This window comes from Pseudoalteromonas sp. APC 3694 (genome assembly GCF_030407565.1).
GTDB classification, from domain to species: Bacteria; Pseudomonadota; Gammaproteobacteria; order Enterobacterales; family Alteromonadaceae; genus Pseudoalteromonas; species Pseudoalteromonas tetraodonis.
Map to the genome: position 1 here is coordinate 20,196 of NZ_JASDDE010000020.1, position 22,975 is coordinate 43,170.

General features: G+C 41.9%; 19 protein-coding genes and 1 pseudogene. 13 read left to right on the forward strand and 7 right to left on the reverse strand.

Annotated elements, in window-relative coordinates:
- Position 1 precedes the first annotated feature (1 nt).
- Together QMA00_RS08895 and QMA00_RS08900 are read left to right on the forward strand one after the other, a co-directional pair.
- Complete coding sequence (locus QMA00_RS08895; RefSeq protein ID WP_036980492.1) at positions 2 to 922, forward strand: acetyltransferase; 921 nt, start codon at positions 2 to 4, stop codon at positions 920 to 922.
- Positions 919 to 2,178, forward strand: coding sequence for a mechanosensitive ion channel family protein (locus tag QMA00_RS08900; RefSeq protein ID WP_076922745.1), 1,260 nt, complete (start codon positions 919 to 921; stop codon positions 2,176 to 2,178). Before QMA00_RS08895 ends, QMA00_RS08900 begins: the two co-directional genes overlap by 4 nt.
- On the opposite strand, the gene chrA is transcribed toward QMA00_RS08900, so the two are convergent.
- Positions 2,138 to 3,289, reverse strand: coding sequence for a chromate efflux transporter (chrA, locus tag QMA00_RS08905; protein ID WP_076922744.1), 1,152 nt, complete (start codon positions 3,287 to 3,289; stop codon positions 2,138 to 2,140). The genes QMA00_RS08900 and chrA overlap by 41 nt on opposite strands.
- 184 nt (positions 3,290 to 3,473) lie before the next feature.
- Between chrA and QMA00_RS08910 the strand changes: the two genes are divergently transcribed.
- Entirely contained in the window at positions 3,474 to 4,106 is a 633-nt protein-coding gene (locus tag QMA00_RS08910) for an OmpA family protein (protein ID WP_013466091.1), read from the forward strand.
- Positions 4,107 to 4,201: 95 nt separating this feature from the next.
- Positions 4,202 to 4,867: a hypothetical protein gene (locus QMA00_RS08915; protein WP_076922743.1), complete on the forward strand. Its 666-nt coding sequence runs from the start codon at positions 4,202 to 4,204 to the stop codon at positions 4,865 to 4,867.
- Between the two features lie 14 nt (positions 4,868 to 4,881).
- Here QMA00_RS08915 and QMA00_RS08920 read toward each other — a convergent pair whose 3' ends face one another.
- A complete protein-coding gene (locus tag QMA00_RS08920) occupies positions 4,882 to 6,660 on the reverse strand; it encodes an ABC transporter transmembrane domain-containing protein (protein ID WP_076922742.1) in 1,779 nt (592 codons plus the stop codon).
- Positions 6,661 to 6,748: 88 nt separating this feature from the next.
- Between QMA00_RS08920 and QMA00_RS08925 the strand changes: the two genes are divergently transcribed.
- The 6 genes from QMA00_RS08925 (at position 6,749) to QMA00_RS08950 (ending at position 15,816) form a co-directional block, all read left to right on the forward strand.
- Positions 6,749 to 7,147, forward strand: a complete 399-nt coding sequence (locus QMA00_RS08925; protein ID WP_076922741.1) for a DUF3224 domain-containing protein — start codon at positions 6,749 to 6,751, stop codon at positions 7,145 to 7,147.
- A gap of 11 nt (positions 7,148 to 7,158) precedes the next feature.
- Positions 7,159 to 7,347, forward strand: coding sequence for a hypothetical protein (locus tag QMA00_RS08930; protein WP_076922740.1), 189 nt, complete (start codon positions 7,159 to 7,161; stop codon positions 7,345 to 7,347).
- Positions 7,348 to 7,965, forward strand: coding sequence for a LysE family translocator (locus tag QMA00_RS08935; protein ID WP_076922739.1), 618 nt, complete (start codon positions 7,348 to 7,350; stop codon positions 7,963 to 7,965).
- A 302-nt stretch (positions 7,966 to 8,267) separates the two neighbouring features.
- Entirely contained in the window at positions 8,268 to 11,147 is a 2,880-nt protein-coding gene (locus QMA00_RS08940) for a TonB-dependent receptor (protein ID WP_076922738.1), read from the forward strand.
- Positions 11,148 to 11,167: 20 nt separating this feature from the next.
- Positions 11,168 to 15,172: a pullulanase-type alpha-1,6-glucosidase gene (pulA, locus tag QMA00_RS08945; protein ID WP_076922754.1), complete on the forward strand. Its 4,005-nt coding sequence runs from the start codon at positions 11,168 to 11,170 to the stop codon at positions 15,170 to 15,172.
- Positions 15,173 to 15,282: 110 nt separating this feature from the next.
- Positions 15,283 to 15,816, forward strand: a complete 534-nt coding sequence (locus QMA00_RS08950) for a PH domain-containing protein (protein ID WP_076922737.1) — start codon at positions 15,283 to 15,285, stop codon at positions 15,814 to 15,816.
- 101 nt (positions 15,817 to 15,917) lie between these two features.
- Here the strand turns inward: QMA00_RS08950 and QMA00_RS08955 are convergent, their stop codons facing one another.
- The 4 genes from QMA00_RS08955 to QMA00_RS08970 form a co-directional block, all read right to left on the reverse strand.
- Complete coding sequence (locus QMA00_RS08955) at positions 15,918 to 16,496, reverse strand: hypothetical protein (RefSeq protein ID WP_254843680.1); 579 nt, start codon at positions 16,494 to 16,496, stop codon at positions 15,918 to 15,920.
- Positions 16,459 to 16,818, reverse strand: coding sequence for a hypothetical protein (locus QMA00_RS08960; RefSeq protein WP_254843679.1), 360 nt, complete (start codon positions 16,816 to 16,818; stop codon positions 16,459 to 16,461). Before QMA00_RS08960 ends, QMA00_RS08955 begins: the two co-directional genes overlap by 38 nt.
- 159 nt (positions 16,819 to 16,977) lie before the next feature.
- Positions 16,978 to 17,322 carry a rhodanese-like domain-containing protein gene (locus QMA00_RS08965; RefSeq protein WP_076922736.1) on the reverse strand — a complete coding sequence of 115 codons (345 nt, stop codon included), beginning with the start codon at positions 17,320 to 17,322 and terminating at the stop codon, positions 16,978 to 16,980.
- 5 nt (positions 17,323 to 17,327) lie between these two features.
- On the reverse strand, positions 17,328 to 17,516 hold the full coding sequence (locus tag QMA00_RS08970) for a DUF2892 domain-containing protein (RefSeq protein ID WP_010392474.1): 189 nt from the start codon (positions 17,514 to 17,516) through the stop codon (positions 17,328 to 17,330).
- A gap of 129 nt (positions 17,517 to 17,645) precedes the next feature.
- Here QMA00_RS08970 and QMA00_RS08975 point away from each other — a divergent pair, with 129 nt between their 5' ends.
- Genes QMA00_RS08975 through QMA00_RS08985 form a run of 3 tightly spaced genes read left to right on the forward strand, consistent with a single transcriptional unit; the run spans position 17,646 to position 22,289 of the window.
- On the forward strand, positions 17,646 to 17,948 hold the full coding sequence (locus QMA00_RS08975; protein WP_010392476.1) for a metalloregulator ArsR/SmtB family transcription factor: 303 nt from the start codon (positions 17,646 to 17,648) through the stop codon (positions 17,946 to 17,948).
- A gap of 5 nt (positions 17,949 to 17,953) precedes the next feature.
- Positions 17,954 to 21,229, forward strand: coding sequence for an efflux RND transporter permease subunit (locus QMA00_RS08980; protein WP_076922735.1), 3,276 nt, complete (start codon positions 17,954 to 17,956; stop codon positions 21,227 to 21,229).
- Complete coding sequence (locus QMA00_RS08985; RefSeq protein WP_290156867.1) at positions 21,219 to 22,289, forward strand: efflux RND transporter periplasmic adaptor subunit; 1,071 nt, start codon at positions 21,219 to 21,221, stop codon at positions 22,287 to 22,289. The genes QMA00_RS08980 and QMA00_RS08985 overlap by 11 nt, the downstream gene beginning before the upstream one ends.
- Here the strand turns inward: QMA00_RS08985 and QMA00_RS08990 are convergent.
- A pseudogene (locus tag QMA00_RS08990) lies at positions 22,286 to 22,963 on the reverse strand (nitroreductase family protein). The gene QMA00_RS08985 and the pseudogene QMA00_RS08990 overlap by 4 nt on opposite strands.
- Positions 22,964 to 22,975 lie beyond the last annotated feature (12 nt).

The following is a 22,975-nucleotide window of genomic DNA, read 5'->3' on the forward strand; positions in this document are numbered from 1 at the left end:
TATGCTAAAAAAATGGTTACCTAATTGGTTAAATGGCTTAATTGTTGGCTGTGTTTTATTTGCTAATTTAATAATATTTGGCGCATTAGTGCTTACCCTAGGGTTAGTTAAATTAGTGCTGCCCATACCTGTAGTGAGTAAATTATTACACAGTGCGTATAAAGGGTGGTGCAAAGGTAACCGCTTAGGGCTGTGGCTAGGCTGTAATGATATTAAAGTTAATATTAGTGGGGAGGTGAATGCCAACAGTTGGTATTTGCTAATCAGTAATCATATTAGCTGGCTTGATATTGCGGTATTAAGCTCGTTAAATGCATTACCAGCCCCTAAGTTTTTTTTAAAAGATGAGCTTAAATACGTGCCATTTATTGGCACTGGTGCGTGGGCGATGGGTATGCCCTTTATGAAACGAGTGACCAAAGCGCAATTGGCTAAAAATCCGAATTTAAAAGGCTTAGATGTCGAGCGTACTAAGCGCAGTTGCCGTAACTTTCGTCATCATCCTACAACCATAGTTAACTTTGTAGAAGGTACGCGTTTTACTGCGCAAAAGCACCTGCATCAACAAAGCCCTTTTCAGCATTTATTAAAGCCTAAGGCTGGTGGAACTGCTTTTGCCTTAGAGGTTTTAAACGAGCAGTTTGACGCTATGCTTAACACCAGTTTAGTGTATAGCGGTCAGTCAGATCATGTGTGTCGTAATATTTTAAAAGGCGAGTTGGAGTCTATTCATATTACTATTGAGGTTATGCCAATAAATACACAGATGATTGGCAGTTACCAAACCGATAAGGCATTCAGGGCCCAATTTCAGCAATACTTAAATAACTTATGGACAGTAAAAGATAAGCAATTAAGCGCTATTCATATTCAGCAAGCTAGTACTGAATTAACACCCAGTAAGGAAATTGAAATACCATGAGCAAAACACACCTACAGGAGCTAATTATTCCTTGGTTTGAGAAAGTCCCCGATGCTTTTTTTCTCAGTGCCATCACCGCCTCATCAATTGGCATTCTTTCATTATTATTTGTTTACTTATTTACTCGTCGCTTAATGTTACCGGGTATTCAAAAGGTGGTGACTAAACTCTCTCCTGAGCGTATTGGTTCATTGACACCTATGTTAACTAAGCTGAATAAACGAATTGCTTGCTTGTTATGTTGTGTACTTTTTTTAGCCACATTTGATAGTGTTTATCCGGTTAATGCAATTGCTCAAGAGATCCTTAAAACCATTGGCCAAGCATTATTAATTATTTATATAGGTTTTATTATTAGTAGCATAGTGAGCATTGCTGGCGCTATTTATAACCAACTAGACTTTGCCCGCGAAGTGCCTATTCAAGGGCTAATTCAAGTAGTGAAGCTAATCACCTTTATTGTGTGTTCAATATTAATTGTTAGTATTGTGCTTGAAAAATCGCCGACTTATATTCTCTCTGGTTTTGGTGCCATAGCGGCAGTAACGTTATTGGTATTTAAAGACACCATATTAGGTTTTGTCGCCAGCATTCAAATTGCCGCTAATCGTTTAGTGACCTATGGGGACTGGATCCAAGTAGATAACTACGGCGCCGATGGCGAAGTAATTGATTTAGGACTTAATACCGTAAAAGTGCGTAATTGGGACAATACCATAACGACTATACCCACTTATATGCTGGTGGCCGGTTCGTTTAAAAATTGGCGCGGTATGCAAGAATCTGGTGGGCGACGTATTAAACGTTCTTTAAACATTGATATGAACAGCATCTTTTTAGTTGATGATGACTTTAAAGCGCAAATAGAAGCGGCTATACCACTGCAAGAATATATTCGACTAGGCACACTTCCCGATCCGGTGTCGAACTTAGGGCTATTTCGTCGCTATGCAGAGGGTTACTTAAAACAACACAGTAAAATCAATACCTCGCTCACACTTATGGTGCGTGAACTACAACCGCTTAATCATGGCTTACCGATTGAATTTTACTGCTTCAGTGAAGACAAACGTTGGATATCGTACGAGCACTTACAAGCTGAAATTATGGACCATTTACTGGCCGTATTACCTGTGTTTGGGCTACGCGCTTATCAAAGTGTCAGTGGGCAATTAGGCCCAGCTGACGGGGCGAATATGGCGGGTAAGCCCAGCATTAAAGTGCCCAATAATGCTGTCCAAGGCCAACACCAATAAACAATAATAATAGCCACCAAATAGGTGGCTTTTTCATACGTAGCCATGCAAATGCAGCAATCACTAATGCAATATGCCAAACATTGCTTACGGCAGAAGTCCAAATGGGCGAATACAATGCAGCTGCCAAAAAGCCAACTACAGCAGCATTAAGCGCTGCAATTGAGCTTGCAAAGCGAGGATTACTGGCCAAGTTTATCCAGCTTTTTTGAAATGCCAACATCAGTAAAAAACCGGGTAAAAATATCAATAATGTAGCTATGATTGCGCCCATCATTGGCTGCTCGGTAGTTAGCTGCGCGCCTAAGTAGGTCGCTATAGTAAACATCGGTCCAGGTATAGCCTGAGCACTGGCGTAAGCCGTTAAAAATTGATCATCACTTAACGTAGGCACACCCGCTTGAAGTACTGGCAACACAACATGTCCGCCGCCAAATACCATGGCACCTGCTTGGTAAAAAGGCGCGAATAACGCAGCGTTTTCGCCAAGTGGGATAAAGCTGATGGCAAGTAGTAGTGCAAATAAGCCAAGAGCAATCCAATTGATGTTGGTTTTTTCTCTGCTAACATTTTCTGTAGATTTAGCTAAGTTAAGTAAAGGCCATAAAGCACCGATAATGGCAGCGGTTACTAAAATGGCGATTTGAGTGCCCAACATAGGAAATAAAATCAGTGCTAAAGTACTCATTATTGCCAGAAGTTTAAGTACCGCACTGGTGCAAAAGCTTTTCGCCATACTAAGGGTCGCATCAGCAACAATAACCACGGCAAATAGTTTCAAACCTGCAATAATAGCAAAATAAACAGCATCAAACTGATGTGCACTTATTGCAATTAGCACCATGATCAAAAACGAAGGCAGGGTAAAGCCTATAAACGCAGCGATACCACCGAGAACACCAGCACGTTCTACGCCAATAGCAAAGCTAACCTGACTAGAGCCAGGGCCAGGCAGAGCTTGGCTGAGGCTTATTAGCTGTGAATAGCGACTGATACTTAACCAGCGCAGCGAATCAACAAAGTGATGTTTAAAGTAACCTAAATGGGCGGCAGGGCCGCCAAAACTCATGCAGCCAAGCAAAAAAAACTGCCTAAAAATCGCAATTAACATAGTGGCAATCGCCTTTTGATAAATCATAAAATTGTCACAAACAAGTATGACATTATTATGAAACGCTATCACTACTTCCTTATTTGATAGGCAATATCAACGCTTATACGTTATTCTTCATTGTTGGTTCATACATATATTTGCATAATCGCAATAATAAATTCTAAATGAATAGGAAATCACCATGACGTTAACTAAATCACTTTTAAGTGTCACTGTCGTTGCTGTATTACTTTCTGGCTGTGAAATGAATAACACAGGTAAAGGTGCCGCTATAGGTGCAGCCGCGGGTGGTATTTTAGGTAAAGCTACAGGTAACCACAAAGATAAACGTATTTTTATTGGTGCAGCTATTGGTGCGCTAGCGGGTGCTGCTGTAGGTGATTACATGGATAAACAAGAAGCTGCTTTTCGTGATGAGTTAGCGGGTTCGGGAGTTGAAGTGGTTCGTGAAGGCGATAACTTACGCTTAGTGATGCCCTCTAATATTACGTTTGCGACTGATCAATCTTATATTTCATCGGGCTTTCATGACACTCTAAATGCGATAGCAAGTGTAATGAATAAATACGAAAAAACCTACTTAAGTGTTGAAGGTCACACCGACAGTACGGGCAAAGATAGTTACAATATGACTCTTTCAGAGCAGCGTGCACAAAGTGTAAAAAATTACTTGGTAAACCAACAAATTATGGCTGCACGAGTAAGCACGAGCGGCTATGGCGAATCACGCCCAATAGCGACTAACGATACCGCGAATGGTCGCGCGCAAAACCGCCGCGTCGAAATTCAAATAGTGCCTAATACACAAGGTTAATAGCTAAAACCGCGCAAATGCGTGGTTTTGTATATTTTAATGGCACTTTTGCCTGCGTTAGCTGTCACAAATAGTTCTTCGATAAGGACATATTTATGGCAGCGTGGCGCACGGCAATTATTTTATCGGTATGTTTACATGGATTAGTTTTGTTTTTTGTTGCCTCATTAAAAGCACCTAAAATAAAGCCGCCACAATCAATCCCCATTAAAGCTTATATGGTAAGTGTGCCAGCTAAAATTAAAGCAACACAACAAGTCCCTCAACAACGCGCTCATACAAATAAAAATACAGAAATTAAATCTATTGAGCCTATTAATGCAACCCAATCAAAACCACTAAATATTAATTATAAAAAAACAGAGAAAACGACTAAGCCGCTAAATACCATCACGAAAAATACTCAGCCTGTAATTTTAAAGCCTTACAAAAAGATCGATTTAAACAAAGGACTCAACAGTATTTTAAAGCAACAAACTGGCTATTCTGATACTGCAAAGAATGACCCTCAGAAAAAGCGCATCACAGTCCCAAAAGAGCATGCAGGTAAGGTAAAGCCACTGTTAAAAATCGAGCAGCAAAATATGCAATTTACCACTTACCGACGAGGTGATAGCTGTTTTAAAAAGGTATCTATTGGTGCTGGGGTTATGCCCAAAAAGGACTTGCCAGAGAGTTATATCGTTGGTGTAAAGTGCGATAAAACCAAGCTAACAAAGGCTTACGATACCGCAATGAATAAATGGCTTCATAAAAAGTAACTACTAAAGCGCAATTAATCTAGATTAAACTGTAATTCACATAGTTTTTGATACAAAGGGTTACTTGCCATTAATTGCTGATGAGTGCCTGTAGCTTTTATTTCGCCATTTTCCATTACCACAATCATATCGGCATGTTTTACCGTGGCCAGTCTATGGGCAATAATCAGCGTTGTTCTATTTTGCATTAAGTGTTCAAGTGCGGCCTGAACATGATGCTCGCTTTGCGCATCAAGCGCGCTGGTAGCCTCATCAAGTAGCAGTATTTCTGGGTCTTTTAAAATGGCGCGAGCAAGAACAATACGCTGCTTTTGCCCACCCGATAGCCTTACACCTTGTTCACCTAAGAAGCTGTTATAGCCTTGTGGTAACTGTTTTATAAATTCATCAGCATGGGCATGTTTGGCGGCCGCATAAACTTGCTCGTCACTGGCGCTTGGGTTGCCATAGCGAATGTTATGCATAACATCAGAGCTAAATAAAATCGGGTTTTGTGCCACCATGCCCATTTTGTTGCGTAAGGTGTTTAACGACAACTGTTTAATATTTATATTATGAAACTTAATCGCTCCGCTGGCTGGATCGTAAAAGCGCTGCAATAGTTCAAATAAGGTAGTTTTACCCGCACCGGAAGGGCCAACAATAGCCACAGTTTTACCTGTTTCAATATTTAAGCTGATATTATTTAATGCGCTTACATCTGGGCGAGAAGGGTAATTAAAACTAATACCTTCAAGTGAAATTGCACTGTTGCTGGTTGTTGCATGTAACTGATCATCTTGTGGAATTTCGGGTTTTTGTATTTTACTTTCAACCGCAAGTAGCTCGAGTAACCTTGCTGCTGCTCCTGCTGCGCGCTGTAGTTCACCATAAACCTCTGCAACGGTCGCTACCGACATGGCCACCATAATGGCATAGAACACAAACGCGCCAAGTTCACCGCCCGTCATAGTGCCTGCGAGCACATCACTACCGCCTACCCAGAGCATGGCACTAATAGCACTAAAGGTAAGAAAAATAACCGCTGCAATTAAAAACGAACGTTGTTTAATTCGGCTTTTGGCAACATTAAAGGCTTTTTCGGTTTCAAGTGCAAAAGCAGATTGCTCTTGTTGTTCATGGCTATAACTCTGTACCACTTTTATGTTTTGAATGATCTCACCCGCGTAGGTGCTGATATCTGCAATCGCATCTTGGCTGGAGCTTGCTAGTTTGCGTACCTTTTTACCAAAAACTAACATAGGCACCAGTACTAAAGGGACGCAGGCCACGACGACTAAGGTAAGCTTTAAATTAGTAACAAGTAGCATAATTAAACCACCAACTAACATTAGCGCGCTTCGCAGCGCCATAGAAAATGATGAGCCGATAATAGATTGTAATAAGGTAGTGTCGGTGGTGAGTCGCGACATCAGCTCGCCGCTGCGATTTTCTTCAAAATAACTCGGATGCAAGGTAACAATACGATTGAATACAGCTTTTCTAATGTCATTACTGACTCGTTCGCCAATCCACGACATTAAATAAAATCGGCTGAATGTACCCACTGCCAATAAACTGATCAAGCCAATTAATACCAAAACAGCTTGTTGTAATTGCGCTTGCGAGCCGGCAATAAAGCCATGATCAATCACAAACTTAACGCCTTGGCCTAGCGATAAATTAACCCCTGCGGTGGCCAGTAACGCCACTAAAGCCCCTAAAACTACCCATTTATAAGGCTTAATAAAATTGAATATAGGGAATAAAGCGCTAAAGGCGGCTTTATCTGAAGCAGGCTTGTCTGTAGGCATAGTAGATTCTTATTGATGATTAAGGTATAGATATGGCATCAATAGATTAAAAATCAATAGTATTAAAAATCATCAATAAGGAAAAGTTATGACAACTAAACAGGTAACAGGCGAGTTTACCGTTACATTAGCGCCTATAGAGGGGTATGCACACGGGCAGCAAGGCGTTAATTTAGGTCGTATGTCGATTGATAAACAATTTACTGGTGGCCTAACCGCAACTAGCCAAGGTGAAATGCTCAGCGCCATGACCCCCACCCAAGGCAGTGCCGGTTATGTGGCTATTGAACAAGTGGTTGGTACACTTGCAGGCAAACAGGGCAGTTTTGTACTGCAGCATTTTGGCACTATGGACAAAGGCCAAGATCGTCTAATTTTAGAAGTCGTGCCAGATTCTGGTAATAATGAACTTACAGGGCTTAGCGGAAAAATGGCGATTCGCATTGAAGATGGGGTGCACTTTTATGATTTTGAGTATCAACTTTAAAGGTTATTGCAGTGCAAAAAATAATAGAATTTAAAAAGGCGCGCTTTTTTGGTGGAATTAACCTTGAGGCCCTTAATGAAAAAATTTATCAGTTAAACCAAGATGGTTGGAAACTAGTTAATGTGAGTACTATTACTGGTTTTTTCGGCCAAGTTTATGGTTATGTATTACTGATCGAAAATAATGAATTTGAGATTTAGATGACCTTCTCACTGTGGTTTAGTTTAGTCGCCATTTGTATGATGGGCGCAATGTCGCCAGGGCCTAGTTTAGCTGTGGTATTAAAGCATAGCTTAAATGGCGGGATGAAAAATGGCATGTTGGCAGCGTTAAGCCATGGTTTTGGGGTTGGCTTATATGCAGCGGCCTCATTATTGGGATTAGGCGCATTGATGTTGCAGTTTCCTACTGTGTATCAATTTTTAGTGTACTTAGGGGCAGCCTATTTAGCGTATTTAGGTTTGAAAATACTATTTTCAAAACCAAGTGCTGATGAGTTACAGATTGCTCAGCAAAGTGGTAATAGCAAACAAGCGCTACAAGATGGTTTTGCTATCGCATTTTTGAACCCTAAACTCGCTGTATTCTTTTTAGCCTTGTTCTCACAGTTTATTGACCCTGTAAACTTAACTTTTCAGGTTGGTATGATCATGTGTTTAACCGTGTTGTTGATTGATACCGGCTGGTATTTGCTTGTTGCAGCCTTGACAGAGCTTTCAAAAAAGCGTTTTGCTTTTACTAAATCATCCCCTTGGCTTGATAAAATATTAGCGGTGGTTTTTATAGGGTTGGCAATAAGAGTGGTGCTTATGGTGTAGTTTATTCAATTTTAGCAATCCTTACCGCTTACCTTAAAAACTGTTTTAGTAATTTTTAATGCTCCTGTGAAATAACGACGTGTGGCTGACTTTTCCTTTTAGTTGGTCGATATATTTTACGTTATCCACATGATCGCAGCACTTCATGACTAAGTTCCTTTCCTTGCTAGCTATTGCCCTTGCTGGTGCATACGTATTCATTACACTTGATTTACTTTTTGGTTACACTTTATTGGTTTTATTTTATCCACAAATTAAAAATAAACAGCACACAATTATAAAATCAATAGGGTAGGAAGCTCATGGGGAAATTTAAACTGAGTGCATTAATGCTCGCAATGTTTGCAGCCAGCAGTGCATTGGCCGCAGCTGAAAGTGAGGCACAAGCAACAGTCAATCCACAGTTAGATGAGGATTTAGAAGTTATTGAAGTAACCGGCTTTAGCCGAAGCTTAATTCAATCACTTAACCAAAAACGTTTTACAGATACAGTGTCAGAGCAGCTATCTGCCGATGATTTAGGAGCGTTACCTGATGTATCAATGGCAGATGCACTAACGCGATTACCAGGTATTTCAGCTGTAAGAACCGGTGGTCAAGCCGCCGAAATAAACATTCGTGGTATGTCGGGTGGGTTTGTGTTTTCAACCCTAAATGGCCGTGAGCAAGTATCCACCAGTGGTAGCCGCAGTATTGAATTTGATCAGTACCCGTCTGAATTGATCAGCTCAGCAGCCGTGTATAAATCACCAAAAGCTTCGCTTATTGAAGGCGGTGTTGCGGGTACGGTAGAGCTGCAAACAGCCAGCCCGCTTGATAATGAACAGCAGCATAAGTTTGTGGTCAACGCTAGAGGCATGTACAACGACCGAGCGTCTGAGGTGAACGATGCCACTGAGTTTGGCGATCGCATTAGCTTTTCCTATCAAGGGAAATATCTAGATGACACGCTAGGTGTTGCGCTTGGCTATGCGCGCTTATTTCAACCTAGTGTAGCAACACAGTTTATTGGCCTCGCTTATAACGATAATAAAGATATAGATGGCTTGGCAAATGATACTAATGGCCCTGAAGTAAAACCAGGAAACGAATATATCAGCGAAGGCTTTGAGCTCCAGCATTTAGGGGGTGAAGAAACCCGTAACGGTTATATGGCGGCGATTGAGTGGGTGCCGGTGGATAATTTTAAATTAAAAGGAGACGTGTTTTTATCACGCTTTGATACTGAGTCATTTGCCCGTGGTTTACGAGTAAAATTAGGCGGCCCAACGGCCACTTATACAAACGCTCAGCTAGAGGGCAATTCAGTGGTTGGCGCCTCTGTTAATCGTACTTCAAAAAGCTATACTCGCGTTGAAATTCTGAATGATGATAATCAAGATTTTGATGAAGTAGACAGCTACGGTGTTAACGCCGATTGGCAAGTGACAGAGCGCTTAAACGTTAATGTTGATGTATCGCTGTCACAAGCAAAAAGTAATTTCCGCAATGGCTTATTGTGGGCGCTAGTTGCCGAAGATGCTACAGCGCAAGAGCCGGTGTTAGATAAAAACGTATCTATAAACTACCAACTTAATGGGCTTAATTTACCAGATGTAGGCTTTAATCAAGCCGCTGCATTTAGCGATATCGACCGGGTAATGGTCAGTAAGTACGGTATTTACCCTTATCAAAATGAAGATGAAGTAAAAGCTTATCGCCTTGATTTTAAATATGAGTTGGATAACAGCTGGTTTAGCTCTGTGGAATTTGGTGCGCGTTATTCAGATCGCGAATACAGCAACAATCGTTCGGTGTTTGAATACGGCAATGACGGTGATTTCTCAGCAACTGAGCCGCCACTGCGTTTAACCAATGACATGGTAAATGTTGTTGATTGGGAAGGCGAGTTTAGCTACTTTCCATCGTATTTAGCGATTGATGTAGATAAAGCGCTCAATGCGTGGTTCCCAGAAGGTGCGCCTACACCGGTGACCACCTGGGGTAACGCAGATGGTGTAGTAGATCCACAAGGTTACACCACTAACTACTCGTGGACTATGTTACAAAGTGGTTCGGTATACGAGGAAGTGCTTTCAGCTTACGCCATGCTCAATATTAATACTGAAATTGGCACTATGCCCGTGCTGGGTAATATTGGTATTCGCCGTGTCGATACCGACCAATCGGCCACGATTTTAGAGAACGTCAACGGGGATTTAGCGCTGGGCGCACAAAATATTACCGATAGCATCGGCATTGTAAATCAAAACTATCTACCTAATGTGCTTGGCACTACTTACACCGACTACCTACCATCGCTTAACTTAAACTTTCAGTTAACTGATAACACGCAATTGCGTTTAGCGGCGGCTAAAGTGATGTCGCGTCCGCCAATAAACCGTTTAGCGGGGGACGCCAGTGCGCAGGCAGATAAAACCACCGGTAAAATAAATGGCTCAAGTACTAACAACCCGTTCTTAAAACCATTTTATGCTGACCAATACGATATCTCTTACGAGCATTATTTTGATGAATCAGATGGTGCGCTTGTTGTAGCCGGTTTTTATAAAAATATAGATTCGTTTATCGATACGATTGCAATTGAGGGATTTGATTTCAAAGGCAATGGTTTTAACGTCCCCGAGTATATTGAAAACCCAGTCAGTGGCGAGCAAGTAGCCACCACTAACGGCACTTACACAACGGCGGTAAATAACGCTAATGGCGGTTATATTCGCGGTATTGAACTTGCCTACACGCAAGTATTTTCGTTTTTACCCGCGCCGTTTGATGGTCTTGGGTTTAACGGTAGCTATTCATACACCGAAAGCGAAGTTGAATCTATCACCAGCTTAGGTGGTGAAACAGTTACACAAGGCTTACCTGGTTTGTCTAAAAATGTGTTAAACGGCACTTTATTTTATAGCTTAGATAATTTTGAAACCCGCCTTAACGTGCGCTATCGCTCAGACTTTGTGTCAGAGCAAGTGGCTATTAATGAACAAGTGGTAAATTTTGACGCCGAGACCGTAGTCGATTTTCAAACCTCTTACCAATTTACAGACTCATTTGGCATGTTGCTACAGGTTAATAACCTCACCGATGAACCCACTCAAAGCTACTTTGGAAATGAAAGTATTACTGGGACTACCCAGTACTTTGGACGTCAGGTTTATTTAGGTTTTACCTATAGCCATTAATGCAAATTGGAGCATACATAATGAATATAATAACTAAAATGACTCATTTGCTATTCGCAGTGAGCTTAACGTTACTGTTTGGCTGTGGTGGTTCAGGTAGTAGCGATGTAAAAGCAGGGCAAACTCTTTTAACGTGTGATGTACCACAAGTTCCTAACACCGAAGGGACTCAATGCGTTGATCCCGAACCTATCTCTTGCGACGCACCGTTATTTCCTGATGCGAACAATGAAAGCTGTATCAATGGCTATAATCCGGACTTACCTGATCCGGTTGTGTTCGCTGGGGAGAATGAAGCCGTATTATTTTATAAGCGCCCTGAAAATGAAGGGTACGAAGGCTACCGCTTACATTCATGGAATACCGACGGTTGTGATGCTTATGCGCCGCCGTTTGATGCTACTGATTGGGCTGATGGTCACGAATACGACGGTATTGATCCAAATTATGGTGCTTACTGGATTGTGGCACTCAAAGACGGTTACACCGAGTGCGCTAATTTCATCATACATATTGGCACAGAAGGCACCGGCAAAGCCCATGGTGATGTGGATTTAACTATGCCACTGATGCAAGACGATGAGCGTTTTGTGCGTATGAACTTTACCTTTGACGGTGAGCCATCTGTATTTGAGTTCCCAGTTGCAAGCTTAGGTGAACGCCCGGTTGCGATTGATGGCGCATCAGCACATTGGATTGATTTAAATACAGTATTGTATAAGCCAAGTAATGAGCTTACGCAAATCATTAAGTTACATTCTTCTGCAACTGCTGACTTGGTGGTTGATTTAGACACTGGGCTAAATGGTAAAACCGTTGAATTAACGACAACGAGTTTAACCGATGCACAGGCAGCGAAAGTACCGCACTTAACAGATTGGACTGCCTATCAAGGTAATTGGGATGGCGAAACCGCCAAGCAACTCATTAAGCAGCAGTTAGCCGTTGCAGGCTACGATGCTGATGGCAAGCTACTTGAAGCCAGTTTAGTGCAAACCGCCAAAGCGTTGGATGCGCTGTACACCCAAGGTGAAAGTGACGCGAACGAAGCCATGCTAGGCGTGCATTATAATAACAATGCAATTGATGTTTCAGTGTGGGCACCAACCGCTAGCAATATGATGCTTAATGTATTTGACGCCGATAAAGCACAAGTGCATAGCACCGCCATGACGTTAGACAACAATACCGGTATTTGGTCGGTGAGCTTAGATAGTAAATACGACCGTCATTATTACCGCTTTGCGTTTGATGTTTACCACCCTACTACTCAAGCGATTGAAAGTTTATGGAGCACTGACCCTTACTCACTGAATGTATCTAGTAATGGCCTGTATTCGCAGTTGATCAATTTAAATGATGACGACACTAAACCAGAGGGCTGGGACGAGCGCATTGTGCCAACAATTACTAACCCTGAGGATGCCACTATCTATGAAGGTCATGTGCGTGATTTTAGTGTTCGTGATACGTCAGTAAGCGCAGCAAACAGAGGTAAATACTTAGCATTTACTGAGCTTGAAAGCATCCCTATGCAGCACCTTAAGCAACTAGCTGACAAAGGTTTAACGCATTTTCACTTACTACCAGTCACTGACATTGGCACCATTGAGGAAGATGCGGATAAGCGCGTTGAAATCACTGACACCCTAGGTAAGTTATGTGAGCGAATAGACGATACCGCCGATGCTTGTAAAATCGAAGATAAAAACAGCATCATTGCTGATTTAATGCAAAGCTACTTCCCGGGTTCTGATGATGCTCAAGCACTTGCCAGCGCGATGCGTGATTTAGACGGCTTTAACTGGGGTTACGACCCGCATCACTTTATTGCTCCTGAAGGCTCGTATGCTTCAAGCAGCGAGGGCATTGCTCGTGTACTTGAAACACGCGCCATGGTGCAATCACTGCAAGAAGTCGGTCTTCGTGTGGTTCTTGATGTGGTATACAACCACACAACCTCATCAGGCATTTGGGAAAAGTCAGTGTTTGATAAACTCGTGCCTGGTTATTACCACAGATACAATGAAGTATCAGGCACGATAGAGCGCTCAACCTGTTGTGAAAACACAGCAACTGAACATGTGATGATGGACAAGTTTGTTAGCGATTCACTGGTCATACTTGCTCGCGACTTTGGTTATGACAGTTTCCGTTTTGATGTAATGGGCCACATACCTAAATCCTCAATTTTAGCAGCGCGTGAAGCGGTGCAAGCTGTTGACCCTGACAACTACTTTTATGGCGAAGGCTGGGATTTTGGTGAAGTGGCTAATAACCGTTTGTTCACTCAAGCTAAGCAAGCTGATATGGCAGGCTCCGAAGTGGGCACATTCAATGACCGTATTCGTGAAGCCGTGCGTGGTGGTGCAATGTTTAGTAATAACCCGACAGATGGCAATCTAGCGGAGCAAGATACCTTACGTTTATCGCTGGCGGGCAACTTACAAAATTACATTCTTAAAGATTTTAAAGGTAATTCGGCAAAAGGTAATAGCTTTAGCTGGAACACGCAACCAACAGCTTATGCGTTAGACCCAGCAGATAGCATTAACTACGTATCAAAGCATGACAACGAAACACTGTGGGATCAGTTGCAATATAAGCATGCATCAAGCATGAGTATTGAGCAACGTGTGCGTGCGCACAACATGGCGTTGTCTATTCCACTTATGAGCCAAGGCATTCCGTTTATGCAACTGGGTGCTGATTTACTGCGTTCTAAGTCAATGGATCGTGATAGTTATAATGCCGGTGATTGGTTTAATGCTGTTGATTTAACCAAAGAGAATAATAACTGGAACATTGGTCTACCTAACGCAGAGAAGAACCAAGAAAAATGGCCTGAGATCATGCCTATTTCTGCTAACTCTGATGCACAGGCAATGCCACAAGATATTGCTTATGCAGGCGATGTGTTCCAAGAGTTTTTAGCAATTCGCAGTAGCAGCCCATTATTTAGATTAACCACCGAACAAGATGTAATTGACCGTGTGGGCTTTCATAATGTAGGTGAAAACCAGCAGCATGGTTTGATAGTAATGAGTATTGACGATGGTGAAGGTCTCGTTGATTTAGATATCGCAGTAGATGCTGTTGTTGTTGTTATTAATGCGACGCAGCAAGCACTTTCACACACGGTACTCACGGCTACTGGGTTTGAATTACACCCAACTCTTAAAAACAGTGTAGATAGTACCATGGCGGGTGTGAGTTTTAGTGAAAACGAAACCGACGGCACGTTCACTGTGCCTGCTTACACTATGGCTGTGTTTGTTAAACCACAAGGCGAGAGCCAAGGCGCTGGCTTGAGTGCTGATGCAACTGTTGGTGCGCCAGATATCGTCCCTTATGGCAGCACTGAGGTGTATCTTCGTGGTGATTTAAATGAGTGGGGGCTCTCTGATCAATTTGAATATGTTGGCAGTGGCGAGTATCAAATTATGAAGGCGCTGACAGCTGGGGAGAGCTTTGGTTTCAAAGTTGCTTCAGAGAGTTGGGAACTCGTGAATTTTGGTGCTAATTCAGAGCAAGAGGCTGTTGTTCAATTGGGAGTAGAAAAACAACTTAGTTTTAATGGAGCTAATATTAGCTTTACGGCAGACACCGCAGATAACTATTTGTTCTCGTTTAATGCTTCAGATAAAGAAAACCCAACTCTGACAGTGACAAAAATAGGGCCATTTGGAAATGTGTCGTTGTATTTACGTGGCAGTTTAAATGAGGCAGAAAGTTTGTGGGGGACAGACGATCAATTCACATACACAGGTGATGGTTTATATACTTTTTCTAAACAGCTAAGTGCACAAAGTGATGCATATGAGTTTAAAGTTGCTACCAGTGATTGGAGCACTGTCAATTTAGGAGCTGGTGGAGATAGCTCAGAAGTAATATTAGGGAGTGAAACACCTTTAGCGGCTTCTAATAATAACTTGAGCTTGTTAATTGAAACCGAAGGAGAGTATCGCTTTGTGGTTAATGCAAATGATCTCGAAGCGCCTTTTATTATTGTCGACTTGCAATAAGCTTTCACTAAGATAGCCGAAGCCGAGTTTTATACTCGGCTTTTTTATTATAGTTGCATTCAGCCACAATATTCCCTAGGTTAATAGAATAAATATCAAGGAGGTAATGAATGTCTGAGTTAGCCCTGAAAACCGCCAGTTTTAACCCTAAAGTAAAATCTTACTGGATCACGCTAGGAGTAATTACTTGTTTAGTGTGTTTGGTTGGGATCCCATTAATCCCAATTGTAGCGTTAATAATTTGGATCGTGGCTGGGCGTATGCTTGCGGCTATGTCAGCTAACTTATTAGAGCGTAAGCTAGTAGTAAAACGCGGTGTGTTTTTTAAAGAAGAAAAGTCCATCCCACTTGAAAAAATAACTGACGTCGGGTTAAGCCAAGGCCCGTTGATGCGTTTATTTGGTTTAAGCTTTGAAACCGCAGGTCAGTCTGGTCATGGCGCATTAGTATCGTTACTAGGGGTAGTTGATGCCAGTGAGTTTCGCGAGGCCATCTTAACGCAAAAAGACAATCTAGCCGAAACAAAGCCAAGCAAGGCTAAAGCTGATGAACCACAAAGCCAAGTCGAATTACTCCGAGCTCTCACCTACAGCGTAAAAAACATCGAGCAAATGCTAGTTACACTTCTGGAAGAGAAAAAATGATTAGGTCATATAGGGAGCTAAAGGGAATATGGTTAAGTAAGGATTGCTTTTGGCTTGTTTATTTGTAGGCGCCATCCGATGACGCCTACAACATGCTAACCCTAAGTATCTCCATTATTAGTGCTCGAAATATACGAGGACATTGATGATGACAGATTTCTATCTAAAGCATTTTTTAAGCATTGGGAGACTGATGGCGCTGATATTTTATAGTGATTTAATGCAATACCGTCTAAATAAGTTAAATAAGGGTTTACCGATAAACTGAACGCACCTAACTCTTTTATCCACTTCGCTAAAAAAATAACACGGTATTGCCCGTCGCTTCCATTGTTAAGATTAACTTCTAAATTTAAATTCTTACTCACCTCACTCCACGGACTCTGATACAAGGTCTCACCAACTATGATCGGTTTTGATGTAAAAAAGCTATCAGGATTTTTAATATTATTTTCAACTTTATGATTTACCCAGTTTTGAATTCGAGATGATGTATATTCTTCAAATACAGCCTTTACTGCATTATTTACATGGGAGGGGCAGTTGTTTTGTCTATCTAGATGAGAAGACTGACTTATTTGATAAAGTGGCATTAGGCTTAGTTCAGTTTGAAGTGTGTGTTTAAATGTTGAGAAATGCTCATCAATTGCTTTTTTTTTTAGATATAGCAATAAGATCATTTTTATTTAATATCGTAGCTTCTATATATTTATCTGACTCATTTCTACTATGATTTCCCACAAAAAATGCAAAGTGGTTGTTACCAGAGACATCCATCATAATAACTTTATGCAGATTTGAATCACATGTTTGATCAGCAATAGCAGCTTTTTGATCAGAGGGTGTAGTGTGGCATTGAGCTAATGGTACATTGCTTTTTGCTAGTTCAGAGGCTCTGTCATAATTACAATCTTCACATACCATTAAGGTAATGCTGTCATCAGCATTTACAGAGTGAGCAATACCGAGTAAAAATAGTAATAAAGCGGCAGCTTTTTTCATAAAGTCTTCCTTAGACGGGTGTTCCTTTTTCATACATTAGCGTTGAAGTTTATTAATTTCAATCTTTGATTTTAATTGAACATAGTGTTCCTTTAAATTTGGATTATGTTATTTAAGCTCGGCGATCGGTTGATCGCCGAGTGATTTAATTTTTGGCCTTTAAAATGCCTGACAAACAGCTTCTGCTTTACAGGTAATAACTGTGACGTTTTCATAACCTACGCGGGTCAGCGCTTCAGCGCTTAATGTTGCGCGCGCACCACTAGCGCAATGTAAGTAAATAGGGCGTGCTGCGTCTTTTTCTATTTCCATGAGCTTCATTTCAAGTAGCCCGCGAGGAATGTTTATAGCGCCTATAGCTGCTTTGGTGGCATGTTCAGCGGGTTCTCGTACATCAATCAACAATCCTTTATTTTGCTCAAGCTCTTTCTTTGCTTGTTCGGCATCAATACGGCGCTGATTAGGAGTAATTATTTTTAGTAAATCGGGAATAGGGGTAAGCATGGTGTTTATTCCTTAAAGCCAAGTTTGCGTAATAGAGTGATCATTGGGCACCAGCTAGTAAAAGCTGATTGAATTAAATTTACTGCGATAAAAGCTGTAAAGTAAATCCACTTAGGATCGTGATAAGTTTGCAATAAAAGCGACACAATAATCATTATGCCAGCGATTAGTCTGAGTGCGTTATTTAGCTTCATTATAGTAGGCCAGTTATTTAGTTCAGTACAGTCACTATATTAGGTTTATCTATATTAGTAAAATCTAATATTAGACTTTTCTAATCTAACGTCTTATACTCAGACTCTATTTTAGAATAAGAGCATAGTATGAATATTGACTTTACTGCCATGGCCGGCAATGTAGAACAAGCCGAGCAGCTATTAAAAATTTTAGCCAATAAAAATCGCTTGATGATTTTATGTTCTTTGCAAGATTCAGAAATGAGCGTATCTCAGCTCAATGAAGCCGTGCCATTAGCGCAGTCTGCGTTATCTCAGCACTTAGCAGCGTTGCGTAAAGCAAACATTGTGGCTACGCGCCGCGAGAGCCAAACAATTTATTATCGTGTCATTGATGAAAATGCAGTCGTTCTGCTTGGTACCTTGTATGGGTTATTCTGTAAGGGCTAAGTGCGATGAGCTTAATAGACAATGCGGTAAAAAGTAGTTTAAGTGGTCGCATTCCGATTATTATTTTTGTGATGTCTTTGTTACTTGGGGTATTTGCACTAAATCAAACACCTCGAGAAGAAGAGCCGCAAATTACTGTGCCCATGCTCGATATTTATGTATCAGCACCTAACGTTGAGGCGCCTGAAGTCGCTAGGTTAGTAACACAACCGCTCGAGAAGTTACTGGCTCAGCTGGTGGGGGTTGAGCATATTTACTCAACCACACAAACTAACAGTACAGTGGTTACGCTGCGTTTTGAAGTAGGGCACAACCGCGAACAAGCTATTTTAGATACCTATGCAAAATTAAATAGTTATCAGCATACAATGGCATCGGTGATCAAAAGTTGGCAAATACGGCCCGTTGAAGTGGATGATGTACCTATTGTTATGCTGGGGCTATACAGTAAAGACCCACAACTTTATGGTGATTACGAGTTAACCCGCTTTGCTAACGAAATTGCTAATAATTTACAACGCATTGAGCATACCAGTGAAGTTAAAGTAATTTCGGGGCGTACACGCACTCTTACCATTAATTTAAATGCCAGCGCATTGGCTGCCCACCAAACAACCGTAAATGACGTTTTTTATGCATTAAGCGTGTCTAATCAACTAACGCAAGTAGGCAGTGTGGTTGATGGTCAGCAGCAAATTGAATTGCAAGCAGGTGATGTTCTACGAAGTCAATCTGCTGTAGAGCAGCTGGTAGTGAATGTTGTTAATGGCAAAAGTGTTTACTTGCTTGATGTTGCAAACGTTATTGATGGCCCAAGTGAAGCTAAGCATTACCAATGGCTTGCTCAATCGGCAAACCAGCAGCATTTACCAATGGTAACACTAAGCGTTGCAAAACAAACCGGCACGAACGCTGTTGCCGTCGCCAACGATGTTCATCAAATGATGACGCAGCTAACACGCACGCTATTACCCACTGAGGTGAGCTATGCGGTATTAAGAGATTATGGCCAAACTGCCGATGAAAAAGTAAATAACCTCACTTCAAGTTTAGTCTTTGCGGTCTTTACTGTGGTGATATTTGTGGGGGTGTTTTTAGGTTGGCGTCCGGCGGTTGTGGTTGGGCTGGCGGTTCCTATTTGTTATGGCATTACACTCTCATTAGATTTTGCATTTGGTTACACCATTAACCGGGTGACCTTATTTGCGCTTATTTTATCTTTGGGTTTACTGGTAGATGACCCAATCACAGGTATTGATAATATTAGCCGCTTTTTGAATAAAAAAGGCGATAAAAAACAGCAGATTGTTGGCGCAATGAGCGAAATTCGAAGTGCCTTACTTATGTCTACGCTCACTATTATGGTGGCGTTTATTCCACTGGCGTTTATCACCGGAATGATGGGGCCGTACATGGCACCTATGGCATTTAATGTGCCGGTTAGCGTGATGGTTTCTACCATTGTTGCATTTTTTGTAACCCCTTGGCTTGCGATGAAGTTACTCAAGCCTGATAACGAACAACCCTCCGAGCTTGCTCCTAAAGTTGGTGCATATCAAAGAATATTAAGCCCATTATTGGTTTCTAAGGGGCGAGCAAAACTTGTTTTGTGGCTAACCCTAGCATTATTTATCATTAGTGCCATGTTACCCGTGATGCGTTTGGTGCCTTTAAAGCTACTCCCTTTTGATAATAAAAATGAGCTGCAAGTGCTGATAGATATGCCAGAGGGGACTAATCTGGAGCGCACAGCTGCATTTACTAAACAAATCCAAACACTCACATGGCAATTAAACGAAGTAAGTGAAATAGCGGCCTATGTTGGTCAACCTTCAAGTATGGACTTTAACGGTATGGTGCGCGGCTATTATCGCCGTGATGCAGCGAGTCTCGCCGAGCTGAGGGTATTGTTAGTGGATAAGTCTGAGCGCGATCATCAATCTCATGGAGTGGTTATGCGCCTTCGCGAACAGCTCGCGATGCTAGCAACCGATGGCATTGTAATAAAAGTGGTTGAAGTACCTCCAGGGCCGCCGGTACTGAGTACCTTAGTTGCTGAGGTTTACCGAGATGCTTTTGTTGATGAGCAAACACATTCTCACGCTGCCCAGCAGTTAGCTGCGCGTTTACAACAAGAGCCTCATGTAGTTGAAGTCGATACCTCAATGGTGGCACCCTCGCCATTACAACGTTTTGTTACCAATAAAACCAAGGCCGCACTCAGTGCGGTTTCAACTCAAAATATTGCACAAACACTCAGTATTGCCTCTCAAGGTGAAAGCGTGGGTGTACTTTATGTGAGCAATGAAACAGAGCCCGTTGATATTAAATTACAGCTACCGTACAGCGAGCGAAATCAGCTTTCGCAATTAATTGCACTTCAGGTAAGGGGCGATAGAGATTTAGCTAAAACCAGTAACGAGTTTGGTTTAAGCAGTGCGCCAAGGCCGTTAGTATCGCTTTCAGAACTCGGTGAATTTACACAACATCATGTTGCTAAAACGATTGTTCGTAAAGATCAGCGCGACGTGATTTATGTTATGGCTGAGCTTAATGGGCGCACACCAGCGGAAGTGATTGCTGATGTGAATGCTGATTTAAATGTATCAAACGATGAGTTTGTTAAAACATCGTGGGTAGGTCGTCACTTTTTTAATAATGGCGGAACTGCTCCATGGCAATTACCACAAGGAACCCATGTCAGCTTTAGCGGCGAGGGGGAATGGCGCATAACTATTGATGTATTTAGAGATATGGGCATTGCCTTTGCGTTTGCGCTCAGTGCTATATTTATAATTTTACGGGTACAAACACAGTCGGCGAGTTTATCGCTGATTATCATGTCGGCTATTCCGTTAACAGTGATAGGCATAATGCCAGGTTTTTGGCTGTTAAATCAGTTTGGTGAGCGCTCCATAGCAGGTGCCCCAGAGCCGGTATTATTTACTGCCACAGCGATGATAGGCATGATTGCCCTTGCAGGTATCGTGGTGCGTAACTCACTTATTTTGGTTGAGTTTATTAATCAAGCTCGCGGCCAAGGCATGGCAATTAAAGAGGCGCTTGTTGCAGCGGGTACGGTGCGAATGCGCCCTGTGCTCCTAACCGCAGGTACCACTTTATTAGGTAACTTAGTGATCACACTCGATCCGGTATTTAGCGGGCTCGCGATTGCGATTATTTTTGGCATTGTGGCGTCTACATTATTTTCATTATTTGTAGTACCGCTTGTTTATTATTTAGTGTTTGCAAGCACAGAGGATAAAGCGCATGCAGGGTAAATCAAAATTTATAGGCACATTGGCCGCGTTATTTGTCATTATTATGGCTGTGCTTTATATGGCGGGCAGCTTTTCTGACAAGCAAACTGCAGGCTTAAAAGAATCACAAATAACGAACTATCAAGGTGAGCGAGTAACGGTAACGCTGCAAAGTATTGCAGGCACTGAGCAGGTACCAGGTAGTGTAATAGCAAAACAAAATACGCAAATTTCATCGCATGTTATGGCGCAGGTTGAGCAGTTAAAAGTACGTGCTGGCGATAAAGTCGCTAAGGGCGATTTACTTATTATGCTCAAGCAAGATGATTTTAAAGCAGCATTAGCGCAAAGCAGTGCAAATATTAATGCGGTGCAAGCGTCGTTAACGCAAGCTAAAAAGCAACTAGCCAGAATGATTGATTTAAATGCGCAAGGATTAGTATCTGTTAGTGAATTAGATGACGCCAAAGCAAAGTTTGAAAACTTAACCGCTAATTTAGCGGTTGCTAAGCAACAGCAAACGCAAGCTCAGGTATCGCTTAATTATACGCGTATTACTGCCCCTATTTCGGGCGTGGTCGTTGAGCGCCTAACTGAACCTGGCGATACTGCAACACCCGGTAAACCGCTGATTACTTTGTATAACCCATTACAGTTACAGCTTGAATTTAATGTACGTGAACAACAAGCAGTAAAATTAAGAGTCGGGGACAGTTTAAATGTGGCATTACCTTCTCTAGATATAACAACACCCGCAACGGTGAGCGAAATTGTACCAGTGGCAGATAACGCGGCGCGCAGCTTGCTTATTCGTTTAGAAGCCGATGCGCAACTTGGTTTAATGCCAGGCCTTTATGCTCAACTACAGTTACCAATAAAAAGTACCCAAGGTGTATTAATTGATCCACGTTGGGTGCATGAATTTGGCCAGCTCAATATGGTGTATGTACTTGAAAACGAAACGCTGGTTAAACGTTTCGTGCGTTTAGGCAGTATTATAAATAACCAGCAACACGTAATAGCAGGCCTAAAAGAGGGTGACGTACTTGCTGTTGACTATATGCCAAGTCAAAACGACTAAATAAAACTCGCAATTTCATCAATCGACTTTTTATCTAGGGCATGCAGCGGCACTGTTGCATGCTCATCTGGGTAACCAGTAATAAGTAACATATAAGGGCGTTCGTTGTTTTTATCACGTCCACAAATATCGGTTAGAAAACTCATCGGTTCTGGTGTGTGGGTAAGTGTTGCAATGCCTGCGCGGTGCAAGGCTTGAATTAAGAAGCCAGTGGCAAGGCCTACCGATTCATGCACATAGTAATTCGTGTTTTTATCGTCGCCACTCAACGCCGCCCTTTTTTTGACTAAACACCGCAATCAACCATGGCGCGTGCTCTAAATAGGGTTTGTTAGCATCGGTGCCTAAGGGTTTTAGTGCATCTAACCATTCTTCACCCGCTCTGCCTTCATAAAAAGAGCGTTCTAATTTCTCGGCTGCTTCACGAATTTTCTTTTCAACATCACTACTATTAATTGCTACAAAATGCCAAGGCTGGTGGTTTGCGCCACTAGGCGCTGTACCTGCCGCTTTTATACAGGTTTCAATAATCTCTTTTGGCACTGAGCGGTTACTAAAGCTGCGAATACTATGAGGCATTGACTCGTTTGTAAAAACTCATTCGCACGCGTCAGCATTTCCTCTTGAGGGTGTTCTACAAAATCGGCTAATGGTTGGTTTTTATGATTTTGCATGGCTGTTCGCTT